Annotated in this window: 15 protein-coding genes; 2 read left to right on the top strand and 13 right to left on the bottom strand. The window is 59.0% G+C overall.

All coding sequences use genetic code 11. From position 1 onward, the window contains the following. Nucleotide 1 precedes the first annotated feature (1 nt). Genes yacG through pilB form a run of 5 tightly spaced genes read right to left on the bottom strand, consistent with a single transcriptional unit; the run spans nucleotide 2 to nucleotide 4613 of the window. The gene (gene yacG / locus FQ185_RS16625) at nucleotides 2–202 is read right to left on the bottom strand and encodes a DNA gyrase inhibitor YacG (RefSeq protein ID WP_149418355.1); all 201 of its coding nucleotides are present in this window, start codon (nucleotides 200–202) and stop codon (nucleotides 2–4) included. After that, the gene (gene coaE / locus FQ185_RS16620; protein ID WP_149418354.1) at nucleotides 199–822 is read right to left on the bottom strand and encodes a dephospho-CoA kinase; all 624 of its coding nucleotides are present in this window, start codon (nucleotides 820–822) and stop codon (nucleotides 199–201) included. Before coaE ends, yacG begins: the two co-directional genes overlap by 4 nt. Then, nucleotides 819–1691, bottom strand: a complete 873-nt coding sequence (locus tag FQ185_RS16615) for an A24 family peptidase (RefSeq protein WP_149418353.1) — start codon at nucleotides 1689–1691, stop codon at nucleotides 819–821. Before FQ185_RS16615 ends, coaE begins: the two co-directional genes overlap by 4 nt. 1 nt (nucleotide 1692) lies before the next feature. Then, the gene (locus FQ185_RS16610) at nucleotides 1693–2910 is read right to left on the bottom strand and encodes a type II secretion system F family protein (protein ID WP_149418352.1); all 1218 of its coding nucleotides are present in this window, start codon (nucleotides 2908–2910) and stop codon (nucleotides 1693–1695) included. Nucleotides 2911–2912: 2 nt separating this feature from the next. After that, the gene (gene pilB, locus FQ185_RS16605) at nucleotides 2913–4613 is read right to left on the bottom strand and encodes a type IV-A pilus assembly ATPase PilB (RefSeq protein WP_149418351.1); all 1701 of its coding nucleotides are present in this window, start codon (nucleotides 4611–4613) and stop codon (nucleotides 2913–2915) included. Between the two features lie 225 nt (nucleotides 4614–4838). Between pilB and FQ185_RS16600 the strand changes: the two genes are divergently transcribed. Together FQ185_RS16600 and FQ185_RS16595 are read left to right on the top strand one after the other, a co-directional pair. Further along, nucleotides 4839–5255, top strand: a complete 417-nt coding sequence (locus FQ185_RS16600) for a pilin (protein ID WP_149418350.1) — start codon at nucleotides 4839–4841, stop codon at nucleotides 5253–5255. 315 nt (nucleotides 5256–5570) lie between these two features. Further along, on the top strand, nucleotides 5571–5924 hold the full coding sequence (locus FQ185_RS16595) for a BON domain-containing protein (RefSeq protein ID WP_149418349.1): 354 nt from the start codon (nucleotides 5571–5573) through the stop codon (nucleotides 5922–5924). Nucleotides 5925–6193: 269 nt separating this feature from the next. Here the strand turns inward: FQ185_RS16595 and FQ185_RS16590 are convergent, their stop codons facing one another. The 8 genes from FQ185_RS16590 to panB form a co-directional block, all read right to left on the bottom strand. Further along, the gene (locus FQ185_RS16590) at nucleotides 6194–6490 is read right to left on the bottom strand and encodes a DUF2845 domain-containing protein (protein ID WP_149418348.1); all 297 of its coding nucleotides are present in this window, start codon (nucleotides 6488–6490) and stop codon (nucleotides 6194–6196) included. Then, entirely contained in the window at nucleotides 6490–9441 is a 2952-nt protein-coding gene (locus FQ185_RS16585; protein WP_149418347.1) for a DUF748 domain-containing protein, read from the bottom strand. Before FQ185_RS16585 ends, FQ185_RS16590 begins: the two co-directional genes overlap by 1 nt. Nucleotides 9442–9534: 93 nt before the next feature. Next, nucleotides 9535–10551, bottom strand: coding sequence for a class I SAM-dependent rRNA methyltransferase (locus FQ185_RS16580; protein WP_149418346.1), 1017 nt, complete (start codon nucleotides 10549–10551; stop codon nucleotides 9535–9537). A gap of 177 nt (nucleotides 10552–10728) precedes the next feature. Continuing rightward, the gene (locus tag FQ185_RS16575) at nucleotides 10729–11601 is read right to left on the bottom strand and encodes an oxygenase MpaB family protein (protein WP_149418345.1); all 873 of its coding nucleotides are present in this window, start codon (nucleotides 11599–11601) and stop codon (nucleotides 10729–10731) included. A 51-nt stretch (nucleotides 11602–11652) separates the two neighbouring features. Continuing rightward, entirely contained in the window at nucleotides 11653–13590 is a 1938-nt protein-coding gene (gene acs / locus FQ185_RS16570; RefSeq protein WP_149418344.1) for an acetate--CoA ligase, read from the bottom strand. A gap of 150 nt (nucleotides 13591–13740) precedes the next feature. Beyond that, nucleotides 13741–15405, bottom strand: a complete 1665-nt coding sequence (gene pgi / locus FQ185_RS16565; RefSeq protein WP_149418343.1) for a glucose-6-phosphate isomerase — start codon at nucleotides 15403–15405, stop codon at nucleotides 13741–13743. A 372-nt stretch (nucleotides 15406–15777) separates the two neighbouring features. After that, entirely contained in the window at nucleotides 15778–16638 is an 861-nt protein-coding gene (gene panC, locus FQ185_RS16560) for a pantoate--beta-alanine ligase (RefSeq protein WP_149418342.1), read from the bottom strand. After that, complete coding sequence (gene panB, locus FQ185_RS16555; protein ID WP_149418341.1) at nucleotides 16635–17435, bottom strand: 3-methyl-2-oxobutanoate hydroxymethyltransferase; 801 nt, start codon at nucleotides 17433–17435, stop codon at nucleotides 16635–16637. Before panB ends, panC begins: the two co-directional genes overlap by 4 nt. Nucleotides 17436–17631 lie beyond the last annotated feature (196 nt).

Genomic DNA, 17631 nt, shown 5'->3' with positions numbered 1-17631 from the left:
ATCAGTGACGCGGCTCGAAGTCTTCGCTGAACAGGTCGTCCTCGGCATCCGGGCTCACCGGAATCTTGTGCTCTTCCGACGCCCAGGCGCCCAGGTCGATCAGTTTGCAACGGTCCGAACAGAACGGCCGGAATTTATTGTCCGGGGTCCATTCGACAGGGGCGCCGCAGGTTGGACAATCGACGGTTGGGGTTTGGCTCATGACTGGCCTCCACGCAAAGTAAGGTAAAAGTGATGCAGGCGTTCGACCTCGCTGTGCAGCCAGGCGAGGTCGCGGTCGTTGACCACCACATCGTCGGCATGGCTCACGCGATCCTGGCGGCTGGACTGGGCCTTGAGGATCGCATGGACCTGTTGCTCGCTGGTCTGGTCACGCTGCAGGGTGCGTTCGATCTGTAGCTGTTCGGGGGCATCGATCACCAGGACCCGTTGGGTCATGGCGTATTGCCCCGACTCGATCAGCAGTGGCGAAACCAGAATCGCGTAAGGCGATTGTGCCTTGCCCAGGTGATCGGCGATTTGCTTGGCGATCAACGGATGCAAAAGCGCCTCGAGCCAGAGGCGTTCTTCCGGTACCTCGAAGATCAGCTTGCGCAACGCTGCACGATCCAGCTGCCCGTCGGCTTGCAGCACGCCAGGGCCAAAGTGATCGGCGATTTGCGCCAGCGCCGGGCGGCCCGGTTCCACCACCCAGCGCGCGGCATGATCGGCGTCCACCACGTGTACGCCCAGGTCGATGAAGTGCTGGGCAGCTGCGCTTTTGCCGCTGCCGATGCCGCCGGTCAGACCAAGAATCCAGGGTTTTTCCACAGGGATATTCATTTCAAACCGACAAACTGCCAATAGAAGTCGGTTATTTGACCACCCCAGAGCAAGGCAATCCAGCCGGCAATGGCCAGATAGGGGCCGAAGGGGATCGGTGTCGAGGTTTTTGAGTTGCGCAGGCGCAACAAAACCGTGCCGATAATGGCGCCCACCAGGGACGCCATCAGGATGGTCAGCGGCAAGATCTGCCAGCCGCCCCAGGCGCCGAGCATCGCCAATAACTTGAAATCACCTTGGCCAATGCCGTCCTTGCCGGTCATCAGCTTGAACAGCCAGAACACCGACCAGAGCGCCAGGTAGCCGGCAATCGCGCCCCACAGCGCTTCATGGAGGGGCACGAACAGTCCGAAACTGTTGACGATCAGACCCAGCCATATCAGCGGTAGAACCAGTACGTCCGGCAGCAGTTGATGCTCGGCGTCTATCAGGCTCATGGCCAACAGACCCCAGCTCAGGACCAGCGCCAGGCAGGCCGGCCAACCGAAACCGAAATGCCAGGCGATGAACGCTGACAGCAGACCGCAGGCCAGCTCGGTTAACGGATAGCGTTTGCTGATTGGTGTCGCGCAACTCGAGCAGCGCCCACGCAGGAAAAGAAAACTGAGCACTGGAATGTTTTCCCACGCACGGATCCGGTGCCCACAGTGTGGACACTGGGAGTGGGGCAGCATCAGATTGTAGGTCGGCAGCGGCGTTTCGGTCGGCAGGCCCAGAATGTCATGAGCTTGCAGTCGCCACTCACGCTCAAGCATTTTTGGCAGACGCCAGACCAGTACATTGAGGAAGCTGCCGACCAGCAGGCCGACGATCAATGCGATGACGATGAACACCAGCGGGTAGACAGTCAAAATTTCATTCAAGGGCATGTCAGATCGCTGAGCCGAGTTGGAATATGGGCAGGTACATCGCAACGACCAGGCCACCGACGACAACACCGAGTACCACCATGATGAACGGCTCCATCAGACTGGTGAGGTTATCGACCATGTTGTCGACCTCGGCCTCGTAGAAACCCGCGACCTTGTCGAGCATCTCGTCCAGTGTGCCGGACTCTTCGCCAATGGCTGTCATCTGGATCGCCATGTTTGGGAAGATCCCGGAGGTACGCATGGAAAAATTCAGCTGCATGCCGGTGGATACGTCCTGCTTGATGCGCAGCACCGCACGCTTGAACACAATGTTGCCGGTGGCCCCGGCCACTGAATCCAGGGCTTCGACCAAAGGCACCCCGGCAGCGAAGGTGGTCGACAGCGTGCGGGCGTAACGGGCCACGGCGGACTTGTACATCAGCGTGCCGATCAATGGCAGTTTCAGCAGCCAGGCGTCCGTCCGGTCCCGAAAGCCTTGCGACGTTCTGAAGGCGTGGCGCACACCGAAGATTGCCGCAATCAGCGCACCCAGCATCAGCCACCACCAGTTCTGCATGAATTCCGACAGGCCGATGACCATCACGGTGAAGGCTGGCAGTTCGGCGCCAAACCCCTTGAACACCGACTCGAACTGCGGCACCACTTTGACCAGCAGAATCCCGGTCACAATGATTGCGACAAACACCACGGCCAGCGGGTAGGTCATGGCTTTCTTGATTTTGGCCTTGAGGCTTTCGCTCTTTTCCTTGTAGGTCGCCACCCGTTCCAGCAGGGTATCCAGCGCACCCGCCTGCTCGCCGGCGTCCACCAGATTGCAGTACAGCTCATCGAAGTACTGCGGCTTTTTACGCAGGGCGGCGGCGAAGCTGGTACCCGCCGCGACTTCCTGTTTCACCTCGTCCACCAGTTTGCGCATGGCCGGGTTATCGAAGCCTTCGCCGATGATGTCGAACGACTGCAACAGCGGCACACCGGCTTTCATCATGGTCGCCATTTGCCGCGTAAAGAGGGCAATGTCCTGGGCCTTGATGCGCTTGCCCATGTTGAAAATCGAGATGGATTTCTTGCGTACCTTGCCGGGATTGATGCCTTGTTTGCGCAGTTGCGCCTTGATCAGCGCCGGGTTTTGACCGCTCAGTTCGCCGGTTATTTTCGTGCCTTTCCTGTCGGTGCCTTCCCAGGCATACACGCTGATTTTTGCTGCTTTGACCGCCATGTTCAGTCCTTGGTGACCCGGTTGATTTCTTCAAGACTGGTAATGCCTTGCATGGCCTTGATCAGGCCCGAGGTACGCAGGTCGTTGAAACCGTCCTTACGCATCTGGATATCGATTTCCAGCGAGTTGCCTTCGGCCATGATCAGCCGTTGCAAATCCGGTGTGTTCTTCACCACTTCATAAATCCCTACTCGCCCTTTGTATCCGCCGTTGCAGTGATCGCAACCAACCGGTTCATAGATTGTGAACGAGCCAATGCGTTCCTCGGGGAAGCCTTCCTTGAGCAACGCCTCGCGGGGGATCTCGATGGGTTTCTTGCAATGGCTGCACAATTTGCGCGCCAGGCGCTGGGCGATGATCAGACTCACCGAAGTGGCGATGTTGAACCCCTGGATGCCCATGTTTTGCAGGCGGGTCAGGGTCTCGGCGGCGCTGTTGGTGTGCAGGGTCGACAACACAAGGTGCCCGGTCTGGGCGGCCTTGATCGCGATCTCCGCGGTTTCGAGGTCGCGGATCTCGCCGACCATGATCACGTCCGGATCCTGGCGCAGGAACGAACGCAGCGCCTGGGCAAACCCCAACCCCTGCTTGAGATTGACGTTGACCTGGTTGATGCCTTCCATGTTGATCTCCACCGGGTCTTCGGCGGTGGAGATGTTGATGTCCACAGTATTGAGAATATTCAGCCCGGTGTAGAGCGACACGGTCTTGCCCGAGCCGGTGGGCCCGGTCACCAGAATCATTCCCTGCGGCTGCTTGAGCGCGGCCATGTACAGGTCTTTCTGATCGGGTTCGTAGCCGAGGGCGTCGATGCCCATTTGTGCGCTGGACGGGTCGAGGATCCGGATCACCACTTTCTCGCCCCACAGGGTCGGCAGGGTATTGACCCGGAAGTCGATGGATTTGCTCTTGGACAGGCGCATCTTGATTCGCCCGTCCTGGGGCCGGCGGCGCTCGGAGATGTCGAGGCTGGCCATGACTTTCAGCCGCGCGGCGATGCGACCGGACAGATGAATCGGTGGCTTGGCGACTTCACGCAGTATGCCGTCGGTGCGCATCCGCACGCGGTAGGTTTTTTCGTAGGGCTCGAAATGCAGGTCGGAAGAGCCGCTTTTGATCGCATCAAGCAACATCTTATGGACGAAGCGCACCACGGGCGCATCGTCGGCATCTTGTCCGGCGATGGAGTCCTGTTTGTTGTCATCGATCGACTCGATGTCCAACCCATCGAGGTCAACGTCGGCCATGTCTTCCAGGCCGGTGCCCTGGCTGTCGAAGAATTTCTCGATAGCGGTGCTGAGTTTGTCGTCCTCTACCAGGATGGCTTCGGTATTCAACCCGGTGCTGAACTGGATGTCGTTGATGGCCTGGTGATTGGTCGGGTCGGAAACCCCCACGAACAATTTATTGCCGCGTCGCCAGAGGGGCAGGGCGTGGTGCTCACGGATCAGTTTTTCGCTGACCAGCCCTTTGGGTTGGGCTTCTTTGTCCAGGCAGTTGAGGTCCAGCAAGGCCATGCCGAAGTGCTCCGAAGCGATCTCGGCGATCTGGCGGCCATTCACCAGTTTGTTTTGCACCAGGTAGCTGACCAGGGGGATTCGATTGCGTTGGGCTTGCTGATACGCCTGTTGCGCGCTTTTGTCAGTGAGCAGCTCGGCCAGGACCAATTGCTTGGCCAGACCGCTAAGGGCGATGTCATTCATTGGGATACCGGACGCAGACAGTTCATGACTTATAGCCTAGTCAAGCCGAGGAACCAAACCAGCACTGTCGAGGTGACAAAAAGTGTCAGATAGTGCGGATCCTGGGGGTAGGAAAGGGCGCTGCGTCGATCGCGCGTCCCGCCAACAGGGTACGCGGGGCTTGGCACGGGCTGTGCTGCGGCTAGTTCAGATCATGAGATTTCGACTCATGCATGGAGCTTGTCTATGAATACTCAGAAAGGTTTTACGCTTATCGAGCTGCTGATCGTTGTGGCGATCATCGGGATTCTGGCGACGTTTGCCTTGCCGGCTTACTCGAAATATCAGGCGCGGGCCAAGGTCACGGCCGGGCTTGCTGAGATTTCCGCGTTGAAGGTTCCGTTTGAAGATCTTATGAATCAAGGGACCAGTCCGGATCTGGCGAAGATCGGCGGAACCGCAACAACCTCTAACTGCACAACGACAGCTTCTGGCACTGCGGCCGATGGTACGGGCACTATTGCTTGCACCATTCTTAATGCTCCGGGGCCGGTTTTGAATAAAACCATTACCCTTACGCGCACGTTGACTGGCTGGACATGCGCCACCACAGTCGATCAGGAATACGCACCTAAAGGCTGCACCGGCGTCACCCCAGCCTAATCCATTAACTGATGCCAGAACCCCCGCCTCTCACGAGACGGGGGTATTTTTTTGTTCGTCGTACCGGCCAGACCGGGGATAAAGAAAACCCCCGACAATTCATGGCCTTAGGCCCACGTCAAAACCCGCAACTTGCATGTAGATAATTTCCAAGTCATGCAATTTGCATGATTTCAAAAATTATTAAATTTACTAACTACTTGATTTATAAGGATTTATTACCTGTCTCAAAGTTGGCACAGCGTTCGCAATATACCCAGTAACCCTGCTGACAAGACACGCAGCAGACTTTATAGAAAAACAGGAGTTACTCGTATGAAGAAGTTCGCTATCGCTGCCGCTACTGCTACCGCGCTGACCCTGACCATGGCCAACGTTGCATTTGCACAGACCCAGGCTACTCAAGCTCCAATGGTGCTGGCGGCCGGTGAAGTCACCGAAGCCAAAGAAGCTACTTCCGATACCTGGATCACTACCAAAGTCAAAGCAGACCTGGTAACCGAAAAAGGCATTCCTGGTACCGATATCAAAGTCGAAACCAACAAAGGTGTAGTGTCTCTGTCCTCCACCGTTGCGGTAACTGATGCTCAGAAAACTACCGCTGTGGCCATCGCCAAGAAAATCAAAGGCGTCAAAGCGGTCTCCGCTGACGGCCTGAAAGCCGAGTAAGGCAAGACTTCTCGCCTGGACTGGGAGAAGGCGCGGTAGGCGGGCCGAGCAATACGTCTGCCGCAACCTTGAGAGTTCATGCGAAAGGCCACAAGGATGTGGCCATTACAGGCCCCGGCATTCGTGTCGGGGCCTGTTCTATTGTGGGCAACACAAAACAACTGTGGGAGCGAGCTTGCTCGCGAAAGCGCTAGGTCAGGCAACATTTACATCGACTGACACACCCTCCTCGCGAGCAAGCCCGCTCCCATATTTGGTTTGTGGTGAGGTCAGTTACCGCGTTTGCTGGTGATCTGCTTCAGGCGATTACCTTCAAACCGCAGGTATTGATACATCCCGCCGTTGGGCCCGTAGGTCCATTCCTCGACCTGAAACTCTTCCCGTCGGTTGGCGCTGCGCTTGTAGCCCAACAGATCGCGGCTGACCGGTTCGCCGCATTTCTGCAGCACCTCGCTGGACCTGTCCCCGACACTGACCAGTTGGCTGCCACAGCGCAGCGTATCCGCCGCCGAGGCCTGACCGGCGACCATTGCCAGCGTCAGGCTCATCAGCCATCGCGCGCCCATCACTCGGCGTCCAGATGCATCGGTGTGACGACCCGACCATCACTTTCAGCCTCGCCCAGACTGGCGTCGATGAAGTAAACACGGTCATCGGCCATCTGGGCCTTGTCCACCAGGTAATCCTTGATGCTGCTGGCGCGTTCCTGACCGAGTTGGCGCAGCAGCACATCGCTGGAACTCCAGAACTTGATCACGCCTTCACGCATTTTTGCAGTGCGTTCTTCCTTGCCCAGGTCCTTCCATTCGGCGGGTGGCTGGGTTTTCAAACGCGTACGGTAGATGCCTTCCAACAGTGGACCTTTCTCGCTGTCCGGCACTTGCACCAATGAAGCCTGCGCCGGAACCTTGTCACCGCGACGCTGGAGCATCTTGTAGTAGTTGTACTGGTATTCCCGCTCCAGACGTTGCTCGGCGATCAGCGGGCCATCGCTGCTGGCGGCAGCAGTGCCTTCGATTTCCAGACGCAGGGCCGGACGTTCCTTGAGCGCCTGGGACAGTTTGACCAACGAGCTCTCGGCCTCCTTGCTCAGGTCGCTTGAACCCGGGGCGAACGAGACAGTGCCCAAATCTTCCGAACCACCGCCACTGACCAGCCCGCCAATCATTTTGAACGGCGCGGCGGCGGCTTTGACGATCAGATTGCGCAGGGTCTGCCAGACAATCGGCATGATGCTGAACTGCGGGTTGTTCAGGTCGCCCGTCACCGGCAGCTCGATGGAAATCTTGCCGTCGACGTCCTTGAGCAGGGCGATCGCCAGTTTCAGCGGCAGGCTGACGGCGTCCGGGCTGTCGACTTTTTCACCCAGTTGCAGTTGTTCGACCACCACTTTGTTCTCGGCTTTCAGCTGGCCCTTGGTGATCAGGTAATGCAGGTCGAGATTGAGCCGGCCTTTGCGGATGCGGTAACCGGCGAACTTGCCGGAGTAGGGCGTCAGCGTGGTCAGCTCCACACGTTTGAAACTGGTGGCGATGTCGAGGCTGGCCATCGGGTCGAACGGGTTGACCGAGCCCTTGATGGTCACTGGTGCATAACGGTCGACCTTGCCTTTGATATCGACGCTGGCCGGTTTCGCCTGACGGCTGTCGATGGTGCCGATCTGGCCGTTGAGCTGTTGAACGGCGGTGGCGAAGTTCGGGGTCAGGCTGAAGTCGGCAAAGTTCGCCGAACCGTCATTGATCGCGATACCGCCAATGTGGATGCCCAGCGGTTTTTCCTTGCCGGCAGATTTGGCAGCAGCCGTTTTGGCGCCTGAGTCAGGCGGTTGCGGAATCAGCAGATCATCGACGTTCGTGGTGCGGTCATCGTTGATCATGAAGCGCACATAGGGTTGGAACAGGTTGACCTTGGCGATCGACAGGCTGTCGCCGTGCTGATAATTCAGGCCTTCGAGCACTAACTGCTGCCACTTGAGGAAGTCGCGGGTTTTTAGGGTGTCGAGGGTATGCAACTGATCGACCTGAGCGCGGCCGGTGACGCTGAACGCCAGCGGTTCGGTGCTTTTCAGGTTGACGGCCAGATCACTGCCGAGCATGCCGCTGCGCAGTTCCAGGCGAATGAACGGGTTGATGTAGGACTGGGCGACACGCAGGTCGATGTCCTTGGTCTGTACTTTTAGGTTGGCGCTGACCGGGGCCAGATTGACCTCGCCATCTGCCGTGAGCTTGCCTTGCTTGCCCACACCGGTGTCGAGCTTGAGGGTGAAAGGCGAGCCATTGAGGCTGTCGAAATTCTGCAGGTCCAGGTTCAGCGGGCCGACGTCCATCGCCACGGCGGGTTGCGCCTTGCGATCAGCCAGATGCACCTGGTAATTACGCAATTGCACGTCTTTGAGCAACACCTGCCAGGGTTTGCTCGGTGGCGCGGGTTCGGGTTTCGGTGAGTCGGCCGCCGCCGGGGTGCTGGCCGGCTCGGCATTGGCTTTAGTGGTCTCTTTGGAAGGTTGGCTGGCAAACAGTTTTTGCCAGTCCAGTTGCCCATCGGCCTCAAGGGCGGCCCAGGTTTCCAGTTTCTGGCTGCGGATCTTGCCGACCACCACTTGCTGTTTGGCCAGGTCCACGGTGGTTTCGCTGATGTCCAGGCGTTCGAGCTTCGCCAGTGGTCGACCATCCGGTGCCTTGATGGCGAAGGGGGCGACGCTGACGGCGACGTTACTCAGCAGCAGTTCGGTTTCTTTGCTCAGGTTGAGCTTGTAGTCGGTGCTGAGGTTGAGGACGCCGTCTTCGAGATCCAGTGGCACAGCGTCACGCACATAGGGCCAAAAGGCTTTCATCTTGCCATCGGTGACTTTCAACTTACCTTCGGAGGCAATCGGAATCAGGCTGAAGTTGCCGGTCCAGTCGATTTGCCCGCCTGTCGGGCCGGCAGCCACCAAGGTCATGTCGGCGCTGTCTTCGGGCAGGGTGCTGAGGTTCTTCAGCTCGAAGTCGAGTTTGTCGTAGAGAAACTCGATGGGCTCGCTGGGGCGCGCATCCTGGAAGTGCACATAGCCATCGGCCAGTTTGATGCGTTCCACGCGCAGCGGGAACGGTTTGGCGTTCGGGTCGGCCGGGGTCGGCTCGCTCGCGGGTATTTTGAACAGGCCGAGCAGATTGAGTTTGCCGTCCTTGCCGAAGAGGATTTCGGTCTTGGGTTTATCCAGCTCGATATCGGACAGGTGCAGTGCCTTGGTCCAGAGACTGTCGATCTGCAGGTTGGCGTACAGGCGTTCGAAGCCGACCTGTTCCTTGCCTGGCTCGCCGATGATCAGGCCCCACAGGGTGATTTCAAGGCTGAACGGGTTGAGTTCGATCCGGGTAATCGTGGCGGGCGTCGTGGCGTAGTTGGCCAATTGTTGGTTGGCCACCCGCAACGCGATACCCGGCAAAATCAGAAACCCCAGCAGGCTGTAGAGGGCCAGAGCAGTCAACAAAGCGCCAATAGCGCGAAACAATCCTTTGGGCATGTGCGGCTTCATCTGTCTGAATCGGAGTGCGTTGGAGTATGGCACGCGTTTCCGGTTCCGAAGTGATCATGCTTTATAGGATTTATCTGATTTTGCGGACGAATCTCAGAGTTGCAGAATCAGGGTTTTCAGCGGTGGCTGCTGATCCATAGACGGAAAATCGCCGCCCGGTTTCATCACGGTCCACTCACGAACCGGCCGGCCGGCTTTCTCTGCACACCGCAAAACCTGCTCGCGCCAGTCGTCCATGCTGACTTTTGCCAGGTTGTTGCAGCAGATCAGCACGCCATTGTCGGCGGTGGTCAGCAGTGCCGGCTTTAGCAGGCTCTGATAGTCGCGCAGCAAGTCGACGGTGCCGAAAGCACTCTTGGCCCAGGCTGGCGGGTCCAGCAGCACCAGGTCGTACTGACGCTGTTCCAGACGGTGATAGCTAGGCAGTTTCTGCCCGCGGCGCTGGCTGATCGGCAGGCCGGCCAGTTGGCGGATGGCCGGGAAGTAGTCGGACTGGATGAACTGCATGGTCGGCAATTGCGGATTGAGCAGGCCGTTCTCGCGGCCGACGGCCAGGTTGCCTTCAGCGAAATCGAGGTTGCAGACTTCGCTCGCGCCGCCGGCCGCAGCACTCAGGCCGACGCCGCAGGTGTAGGCAAAAAGATTCAGTACACTTTTGTTTTTGCTGTGTTGCTTGACCCAGCCACGGGTGTTGCGCAGGTCGAGGAACAGCAGCGGATCCTGGCCCGCGTGTCGACCGCGAACCCGGTAATTCAGGCCCCATTCGTGGCCGATCTGGTCTTGCAGGGCGGCCTCGTCGGCGCGGTAGACGGTGTCTTCACGGTCGATGCGCGAATTGCCGCGGGAGCGGTCGTTGTAGACCAGCAGGGTGTCGAGGCCCAAGTGTTGATTGATGATTTCGTGCAATTGCAGGAGTGCATCGCGTTCCAGCGATTGGTGGAAGCTTTGCACCAACAGTTGTGGGCCGTAGCGATCGATGGTCAGGCCGCCGGCACCTTCCTGGCTGCCATGAAACAGACGATAGCAATCGGTGCCTTGCTGATGCAGCTCGGCGAGCAGGTCCTGGCGATGATCGAGGGCGGCGCGCAGCGCCTGATTCAAGGAAGACATGCTGGGCGCCTTGCAGGAGGGAATTTGGCGCGGGAGTTTAACAGTTTGGCGGGGGACCGAGGTGCTGCCTTCGCGAGCAGGCTCGCTCCCACACTGGATTTGTGTCGAGCTCAAAATGTGCGATCACCGAAAATCCACTGTGGGAGCGAGCCTGCTCGCGAAGCTTTTAAGCGGTTTTCAGGTCAGCAAGCCCATCCGTCGCTTGGCCCGTTGCACCGAGCCGTTACGCACTGCCCAACGCAACATCGGCGCACTGCGATTGACGCTGGCGCGGATCAGCTTGCGTTGCAGCGGGCTCTGGCGGACACCAAGCATGTCGCTGGCCCAATCCGGCAGCAAGTCGATCCCGGCCTTCATCATCAAACCGCCGAAAGGTCTGGCCAAACGGCTGGGGGAGGGGGCGTTCAACAACAGCCGTAATACCTCGCGACTGCGCTCGTCGCACAACAACTGTGGGCGAATGCGCTCAAGGTAATCAGCAATTTCCTGCCGCGAACGCGGCACGTCACGGGCGCCGAGCTGTTCGGCAACCAGCGCGATTTCCGCGTAGTAGCGGTCCTGATCAGCCAGGGACAGGTTCGGATTGCGGTAACGCAAATGGGCCGCGAGGAAGTTGCTGACTTCGGCCACATGCACCCAGGTCAGCAGGTCGGGATCACTGGCGGCGTAGGGACGTCCATCCGGTGCAGTGCCGGTCACTTGCAGGTGAATGGTGCGCACTTTCTCGATCAGCCAGTCGGCGTCTTTGCGCGAACCAAACGTAGTGCCAGAGATGAACTGGCCGGTGCGGCGCAATCGGCCGAGCATGTCCTCGCGAAAGTTCGAATGGTCCCAGACCCCGGCCAGGGCCAGTGGATGCAGGGCTTGCAGCATCAGGGCGCTGATGCCGCCGATGAGCATGCTGCTGAAATCGCCGTGAACCTGCCAGCTCACAGAGTCGGGCCCGAACAGGCCGGGATCACCCTTGGGATTTTCCAGGTCGAGCTTGCCCAGAGACAGACCGGTCAGGCTCATGACCTGGGTTTCGATGCGGGTGCGGATGAATTCCATGGCGACTCAGTGGCGAAAAAAAAGGCGCGGCCATTTCTGACCGCGTAGGGCTTACTGGTTCAGTCGTTTGTCGATCAACCCCTGGACCACGCTCGGGTCTGCCAGGGTCGAAGTGTCGCCCAGGCTGTCCAGTTCGTTGCAGGCGATCTTGCGCAAAATCCGCCGCATGATCTTGCCTGAACGGGTTTTCGGCAAGGCCGGCGCCCACTGGATCAAATCCGGTTTGGCGAAGCTGCCGATTTCCTTGCTGACGTGCGCCAGCAGTTCTTTCTTCAGTTCGTCATTGGGGTCGGTGCCGTTCATGGGGGTAACGAAGGCGTAGATGCCTTGGCCTTTGACATCGTGGGGGTAACCCACCACTGCGGCCTCGGCAATGCTGTCGTGGAGCACCAGGGCGCTTTCCACCTCGGCGGTGCCGATGCGGTGGCCGGAGACGTTGATCACATCGTCGATTCGCCCGGTGATCCAGTAATCGCCATCCTCGTCGCGCCGCGCGCCGTCACCGGTGAAGTAGTAGCCGGGGTACGGCTTGAAATAGGTGTCGACCATTCGTTGCGGGTCGCCGTAGACACTGCGGATCTGCCCCGGCCAGCTGGATTTGATTGCCAGAATGCCGTTGCCGGCGCCTTTGATTTCCTTGCCGTGTTCATCGAGCAGCACCGGTTGCACGCCGAACATCGGTTGCGTGGCGCAACCGGGTTTGATCCGTTGTGCACTGACCAGAGGGCTGAGCATGATGCCGCCGGTTTCAGTCTGCCACCAGGTATCGACGATGGGGCAACGCTGCTCGCCGACGACGTTGAAGTACCAGTCCCACGCTTCCGGGTTGATCGGCTCACCGACACTGCCGAGTAATCTGAGGCTCTCGCGGGACGTTTCCTTCAACGGTTCGGCGCCTTCACGCATCAGGGCGCGCAGGGCGGTCGGGGCGGTGTAGAAGATGTTCACGTGGTGCTTGTCGATCACCTGCCAGAAGCGCGAGCTGGTCGGGTAACTCGGTACGCCTTCAAAGATCAGCGTGGTCGCCCCGTTGGCCAACGGGCCATAGACGATGTAACTGTGACCGGTGACCCAGCCAACGTCGGCCGTGCACCAGAAGACTTCGCCGTCGCGATAATCGAGCACGTACTTGAAGGTCATCGCCGCTTGCAGCAGGTAGCCGCCGGTGGTGTGCAGCACGCCTTTGGGTTTGCCGGTGCTGCCGGAGGTATAGAGGATGAACAGCGGGTCTTCGGCGTCCATCGGCTCGGGCGGGCAGTCGTCGCTGACGTCGCGCAGTGCCTGGTGATACCAGATGTCCCGGTTTTCGACCCAGTCCACTTTACCTTGGGTTCGCTCCACCACAATGACGGTGCTCACGTTCGGGCAACTTTGCAGCGCCTTGTCGACGTTCTGTTTCAGTGGCACGAATTTCCCGCCGCGCACGCCTTCATCGGCGGTGATCACGGTGCGGCAGTCGGCGTCGAGAATCCGGTCACGTACAGAGTCCGGGGAAAAACCACCAAACACCACCGAATGCACTGCGCCAATTCGTGCGCAGGCGAGCATCGCGTAGGCGGCTTCGGGGATCATTGGCATGTAGATGCAGACGCGATCGCCTTTTTTCACGCCACGGCTTTTGAGCACGTTGGCCAGGCGACAGACGTTGTGATGAAGTTTTTTGTAGGTGATCTGCGCGGACTCGGCAGGGTCGTCGCCTTCCCAGATGATCGCTGTGTCATCGCCGCGTTTTTCCAGGTGACGGTCGATGCAGTTATAACTGACGTTCAACTGTCCGCCAGCAAACCAGCTGGCTTCACCGGTTTTCAGGTTATAGCGCTGGACCGTGTCCCACGGGACGCTCCAGTCGAGAAAGTGTGTGGCTTGTTCAGCCCAGAAGGTGCTGGGGTGTTCGATGGATTGGCGATACAGGCGTTGGTAGTCGTCTTGACTTAACTGTGCAGCCCGGCGGACGGCATCGGCTTTGGGGAACGTGCTGATATCGAACATGACGGTTCCTTATTCTTGTTTTGCGACAAGTAATAAAGATGCGCCGAGTAGCGAAAGGGTTCAAGTCAGGCTCTGAAACGGAGGGGAAACACAAAACAATTGTGGGAGCGAGCTTGCTCGCTCCCACAGGTTTAGTGGTGGTGCATCAAATCAACCGCGGTGACGACCGCGGAAGTAGTTGATCAGGCCTTGAGTGGATGCATCGTCAGCCGGGGTTTCTTCGCTGCCGACCAGGCGGTTGTAAACGCCTTTACCCAGCTCTTTACCCAGCTCCACGCCCCATTGGTCGAAGGCGTTGATGCCCCAGATCACGCTTTGCACGAAGACTTTATGTTCGTACATCGCCACCAGTGCACCGAGACGACGCGGGCTGATGCGCTCAACCACCAGGGTGTTGCTCGGACGGTTGCCCGGGATCACCTTGTGCGGTGCGATTTTGTGCACCTCTTCTTCGCTCATGCCCTTGTCGCGCAACTCGGCTTCGGCCTCGGCAAGGGTCTTGCCCAGCATCAGCGCCTGGCTTTGCGACAGGCAGTTGGCGTACAGCCACTGGTGGTGGTCCGAGACCGGGTTGAAGCTGACGATCGGCACGATGAAGTCGGCCGGGATCAGTTGGGTGCCCTGGTGCAGCAACTGGTGATACGCATGCTGACCGTTGCAACCCACGCCGCCCCAGATCACAGGGCCGGTGTCGGTGGACACCGGAGTGCCGTCCTGGCGCACGCTCTTGCCGTTGGATTCCATGTCCAGCTGTTGCAAGTGCTTGGTGATATTGCGCAGGTAATGGTCGTACGGCAGGATTGCGTGGCTCTGCGCACCCCAGAAATTGCCGTACCAAACGCCGAGCAATGCCAGCAGCACCGGCATGTTCTGATCGAAAGGCGCGCTCTGGAAGTGCTGGTCCATGGTGTAGGCACCGGACAGCAATTCCTTGAAGTTCGACATACCGATGGCCAGGGCAATCGGCAAACCGATGGCCGACCACAGCGAGTAACGCCCGCCGACCCAGTCCCACATCGGGAAGATGTTCTCTTCACGGATACCGAACGCCACCGCCGCTGCATTGTTGCTGGAGACGGCGATGAAGTGACGATACAGCTCGGCTTCCGAACCACCCTGAGCCAGGTACCAGGCGCGAGCGGCCTGAGCGTTCTTCAGGGTTTCGAGGGTGTTGAAGGATTTCGACGAGACGATGAACAGCGTGGTCTCGGCGCGCAGCTTCATGGTCAGCTCATGGAACTCGCTGCCGTCGATGTTCGCCAGGTAATGGCAGCGCACGCCTTTCTGGGCGTAGGACAACAGCGCTTCGGACACCAGCTCAGGGCCGAGGAACGAGCCACCGATGCCGATGTTCACCACGTCAGTGATGGGCTTCTCGGTGTAACCACGCCACAGGCCGTCGTGAATACGCCCAACGAGGTCGGTGATCTGGTTCAGCACTTTGTGCACTTCAGGCATCACGTTGACGCCGTTGACCGACAGCTTGTCGCCCACCGGGCGGCGCAAGGCGGTGTGCAGGGCCGGGCGGCCTTCGGATGAGTTGACGATTTCGCCGTCGAACAGCGACTGGATCGCGCCCTTGAGGTCGACTTCGTTGGCCAGGCCCACCAGCAGATTGCGGGTCTCGGCGTTGATCAGGTTTTTCGAATAGTCGAGAAACAGGCCGCAGCTGCTGAGGGTGAATTGAGTAAAGCGCTGCGGATCGGCATTAAAGGCTTCGCGCATGCTGAAATCCTGCATGGCTTGGCGGTGATCATTCAACTTTTGCCAGGCGGGCAGAGCGGTCACATCGTGAGGAGTGCGGTAATACGCCATCGCTGCGGGTTTCCTTTTTACTTGAACGGCCTTTTGAACACTAAAAATCCCGGAGCGCTGTGGGTGGGCGGTCCGGTCAACTGCGTCGACACGATTTCATGGCGCAGGGCGAATACAGTAAACCCCGCGCAGTGATCTGTCTTGACTTTGTCTGACCTGTTTCCGGTACTTTTTTAACATCGAAGTTAGGAACGGCCCGACAAACGGACGAGAGACAAGATTTCAGCTCGATCAAGCAACCTGGACCGGCGTGGCGTTGCGGGTGTGGCTCAGTTTTGCCTGAGGGCTTTGTGGGCGGCGATACGACCTGAAAGCAGACACAAAACCAGTGTGGGAGCGAGCCTGCTCGCTCCCACAGGGGTTTGCGGTGTTTTAAGCGGGTGCGTCGAGGTTCAGGTGCAGGTTGTCGATCAACCGCGTAGTCCCCAGGAACGCCGCTACCAGAATCACCAGGTCCCGATCTTCGGGAGTCGCCGGACGCAAGGTCAGCGCATGGCGGATTTCCAGGTAGTCGGTGCGCAAACCAGCCGCTTCGAGCTGCTTGATCTGTGCGTCGATCAACGCCGGGTAATCGCGATCACCCTGTTTGATCACGTCGCTGATCTGGTTCAAACCGCGATACACAGCTGGCGCAACGGCCCGCTGTTCTTCGCTGAGGAAACCATTGCGCGACGACAGCGCCAGGCCGTCGGCCGCACGCACTGTTGGCTCGCCGATGATCTGAATCGGCATGTTCAGGTCATGCACCAGGGCGCGGATCACCGCCAGTTGCTGGAAATCTTTCTGGCCGAAGATCGCAAGATCCGGCTGGACCATGTTGAACAGCTTGGTGACCACCGTCGCCACACCTTCGAAATGACCGGGACGGCTGGCACCGCACAGGCCTTCGGAGAGTTGGGGAACGCTGACGCGGGTCTGGCCGGTCATGCCGTCGGGGTACATTTCTTCGACGGTTGGCGCGAACAGCAAGTGGCAACCGGCCTGGAGCAGTTGTTCCTGATCGGCCGCGAGGGTGCGCGGGTATTTGTCGAGGTCTTCGCCGGCGCCGAACTGCAGCGGGTTGACGAAAATGCTCGCGACCACGAAATCCACCCGTTGAGTGGCTTTGGTAATCAGCGCGATATGCCCGCTGTGAAGGTTGCCCATGGTCGGTACGAAGCCGATGCGCTTGCCTTCGCTGCGGGCGCGGGCCACGGCGGCCCGCAGTTCGCGTACGGTTTTTACGGTGTTCATGCAGAGAATCCGTGTTCGATACCTGGGAAAGTCGCCGCTTTGACTTCAGTGACGTACGCACCAAGCGCCGCTTGAATGTTTTGTTGCCCGGCCATGAAGTTCTTTACGAACTTCGGCACACGGCCAGTGATCGACAGGCCGAGCATGTCGTGAAGAACCAGTACCTGGCCATCGGTGGCGCTGCCGGCGCCGATGCCGATCACCGGGATACCCACCGCCTGGGTGATTTCCTGGGCCAGTTCACTCGGTACGCACTCGAGCAACAGCATGGCTGCACCCGCCTGTTCCAGGGCGATGGCATCGGCGCGCATCTGCCGTGCCTGGTTCTCGCTTCGGCCCTGGACTTTGTAACCGCCCAGAATATTCACCGATTGTGGCGTCAGCCCCATGTGCGCGCACACCGGGATACCGCGTTCGGCCAGCAGACGGATCGAGTCCGCCAGCCACAGCGCGCCTTCAACCTTGACCATGTGGGCACCGGCCTGCATCAACAGTGCGCTATTGGTCATGGCTTGTTCGGTGGTGGCGTAGGCCATGAAGGGCAGATCGGCGAGGATCAACGCGTCGGTGTTGCCGCGTTTGACGGACGCCACGTGGTAAGCCATTTCAGCAGTGGTGACCGGCAGGGTGCTGTCGTGACCTTGCAAAACCATGCCGAGGGAGTCGCCCACCAACAGCACTTCGACGCCAGCCTCATTGCAGGCGTGGGCGAAGGTCGCGTCATAGCAGGTCAGCATGGTGATTTTTTCACCTTTTTGCTTGAGACCTTGCAGAGTGGTCAGGGTGATGGCTGGCATGAAAAGTTCCTCATTCAGGCGCTGTGGAAACTACTGCGAGTAACGCGCGTGATTCTTCGTTAAATACAGGCGCACGGTCTGTTGTCGTGCTTTTAAGGCCTGAATTGCGCCCTTCAATGCCGTGTTGGCGGCAGCGGGACGCCTATAGTCGTGAGGAGAACTCGGGAAGTCAATTGCATGTGTTACCGCGTTGTTA

The sequence above is a fragment of the Pseudomonas sp. ANT_H12B genome (assembly GCF_008369325.1).
Taxonomy (GTDB): domain Bacteria; phylum Pseudomonadota; class Gammaproteobacteria; order Pseudomonadales; family Pseudomonadaceae; genus Aquipseudomonas.
Note: the sequence above shows the minus strand (reverse complement) of the source record. Positions and strands in the feature narration are given on the sequence as shown.

What these genes read in the sequence shown, in the direction of transcription:
- yacG (WP_149418355.1), bottom strand. Translation starts at nt 202, where the DNA reads ATGAGCCAAACCCCAACCGTCGATTGTCCAACCTGCGGCGCCCCTGTC.
- coaE (WP_149418354.1), bottom strand. Translation starts at nt 822, where the DNA reads ATGAATATCCCTGTGGAAAAACCCTGGATTCTTGGTCTGACCGGCGGC.
- FQ185_RS16615 (WP_149418353.1), bottom strand. Translation starts at nt 1,691, where the DNA reads ATGCCCTTGAATGAAATTTTGACTGTCTACCCGCTGGTGTTCATCGTC.
- FQ185_RS16610 (WP_149418352.1), bottom strand. Translation starts at nt 2,910, where the DNA reads ATGGCGGTCAAAGCAGCAAAAATCAGCGTGTATGCCTGGGAAGGCACC.
- pilB (WP_149418351.1), bottom strand. Translation starts at nt 4,613, where the DNA reads ATGAATGACATCGCCCTTAGCGGTCTGGCCAAGCAATTGGTCCTGGCC.
- FQ185_RS16600 (WP_149418350.1), top strand. Translation starts at nt 4,839, where the DNA reads ATGAATACTCAGAAAGGTTTTACGCTTATCGAGCTGCTGATCGTTGTG.
- FQ185_RS16595 (WP_149418349.1), top strand. Translation starts at nt 5,571, where the DNA reads ATGAAGAAGTTCGCTATCGCTGCCGCTACTGCTACCGCGCTGACCCTG.
- FQ185_RS16590 (WP_149418348.1), bottom strand. Translation starts at nt 6,490, where the DNA reads ATGGGCGCGCGATGGCTGATGAGCCTGACGCTGGCAATGGTCGCCGGT.
- FQ185_RS16585 (WP_149418347.1), bottom strand. Translation starts at nt 9,441, where the DNA reads ATGAAGCCGCACATGCCCAAAGGATTGTTTCGCGCTATTGGCGCTTTG.
- FQ185_RS16580 (WP_149418346.1), bottom strand. Translation starts at nt 10,551, where the DNA reads ATGTCTTCCTTGAATCAGGCGCTGCGCGCCGCCCTCGATCATCGCCAG.
- FQ185_RS16575 (WP_149418345.1), bottom strand. Translation starts at nt 11,601, where the DNA reads ATGGAATTCATCCGCACCCGCATCGAAACCCAGGTCATGAGCCTGACC.
- acs (WP_149418344.1), bottom strand. Translation starts at nt 13,590, where the DNA reads ATGTTCGATATCAGCACGTTCCCCAAAGCCGATGCCGTCCGCCGGGCT.
- pgi (WP_149418343.1), bottom strand. Translation starts at nt 15,405, where the DNA reads ATGGCGTATTACCGCACTCCTCACGATGTGACCGCTCTGCCCGCCTGG.
- panC (WP_149418342.1), bottom strand. Translation starts at nt 16,638, where the DNA reads ATGAACACCGTAAAAACCGTACGCGAACTGCGGGCCGCCGTGGCCCGC.
- panB (WP_149418341.1), bottom strand. Translation starts at nt 17,435, where the DNA reads ATGCCAGCCATCACCCTGACCACTCTGCAAGGTCTCAAGCAAAAAGGT.